The following is a 1,728-nucleotide window of genomic DNA, read 5'->3' as shown; positions in this document are numbered from 1 at the left end:
GAGCAGCTTGCGCGTGCGGCGCGGCCCGGCCTGGGCCCCGCCCGGCCGGGGCGGCACCGACTCCACCACGGACCGCGAGGCCTGGTGCCTGGTGTTCTGCTCGGCCCACCAGTTCGTCGCGGACGCGGGCCCGCCGACCGCGCCCGGTGCGCGGTCGCGCACCCCGGCGTCGGTGAACAGGCCGGCGGCCGACTCGTAGGGCACCTGGACGAGGTAGCGCAGCCGCCGTTCCTCCAGGCCGGCGAGCAGCTGCTCGGTGTGCACCAGGTGCCGGGCGTCGACCACGACCGGCTGCGGCGGCAGCTCCCAGTCACCGACGAGCTCGTCCACCAGCGACAGCACCGCCTGCCAGCGCTCCTGGCGGCGTTCGCCCTCCGGCACGTGCGCCTTCGCGCGCAGCTCCGGGTCGGCGTCCCAGTTGCGCGGCAGCAGCAGCCGCCAGTTCACCGGCGCGGCCTCGCCCTCACCGACGAGGAACAGCGCGAGGCCGAGCTGGCAGTTGAGCAGCTTGCCCGCCGACGGGGCGAACTGGCGGGCCACGCCGACCGAGCTGTTGCCGTTCTTCGGGAACACCGCCTCACCGATCGCCCAGGCGTGCGGCCGGTAGAGCGTGCCCAGGTACCGGGCCAGGTTGAGGCGGATGGGCTCCCACCGCCAGGTGCTCTGGTTGACGAACTGCTGCAGGCCCTGCTCCGCCCGCCAGCCCGCCATCGCCTCCGCCATCCGGCGGATCGACCGCCGGCCCGGCAGCGACACCAGGCCGCGGACGTAGATCTCGCCCCACCGGCGCTGGTCGGACCTCGGCAGGGTGGCCAGCAATTCGTGGCAGAACTGGGTGAGCGCGTCCACCTCCACTAATCGGACGGCACGGACGTTGCGTTCGTGGAAAGCCATCGACATTACGATCCCCCAATTTCGCATGTTACCGCCCGAACAGTTCGGGTGGCCGATCCGGGCTTTCCCGGGTGCACCGGGAGGCCGCGGACCTGTTAGCGCCTTTCCTCGAAACCCAGGTAGTGCAGTTTTTCGGCCAACGCGGACGCGGCCGGCGCGTAACGCGTGCGACGTGCCTGGAACTCGGTCCAGGCGTCGGCCGGGTCGCGCTCGACCCGCATCCCGGCCTCCGTGAGCAGGCTCACGGTGTCGTCGAACGTCAGGGCCTCGCGGCCGTGCAGGCTGATCGTGCTGCGCGGCGACTCCGCGCCGGTGGCGGCGAGGGCCTCGGTGAGGCAGTCGGTGCCGTTGACGAGCACCGCGGTGGTGTGGGGCGGCGCCCAGCCGGGCGCCATCGCCTCGGCCAGCGCCGCCACGTCGAGCATGAGCACGACCGCCTCCAGCCAGCACCGGCGCTCGGAGGGCCGGGCGTGGAGCAGGACCGGCCACGCCCGGTGCGCGCGACGCAGCTCGACCAGCCATCCCGACCACACTGCGAGCACGTGGTCGAGCCGCTCGCGGCCACCCACGTCGAGGTAGCCCGCCAGCAGCTCCTCGGCCACCCGGCCGTCGGCGCACTCGGCGCAGCGCAGCTCCCGCGTGCTGTAGGCCTGGCCGGTGCGCAGCACGTGCACTCCGAACAGCACGGCCAGCACCACGCGACCGGTGGAGGCGATCGACGCGGGCAGCTCCGCGCCGAGCCCGGCGGCGACCAGCGCCACCCCGACCTCCCCGGCCGCGAAGCCCGCCACCAGCACCACGAGCAGGCAGACCGGTGCGCCGAGCGCCATCGCC

2 protein-coding genes are annotated in these 1,728 nt (G+C 73.9%); both read right to left on the bottom strand.

From position 1 onward, the window contains the following. The coding region (locus AB0G02_RS38635) for a transposase (RefSeq protein ID WP_360805006.1) at positions 1-894 on the bottom strand (894 nt) is incomplete at its 3' end. A gap of 95 nt (positions 895-989) precedes the next feature. After that, the coding region (locus AB0G02_RS38630) for a hypothetical protein (RefSeq protein WP_360805003.1) at positions 990-1,728 on the bottom strand (739 nt) is incomplete at its 5' end.

The organism is Actinosynnema sp. NPDC023658 (assembly GCF_040639995.1).
In the GTDB taxonomy this organism is placed as follows: domain Bacteria; phylum Actinomycetota; class Actinomycetes; order Mycobacteriales; family Pseudonocardiaceae; genus Actinosynnema.
The sequence above is the reverse complement of the archived record's forward strand: the minus strand, read 5'-3'. Positions and strand labels throughout refer to the sequence as shown.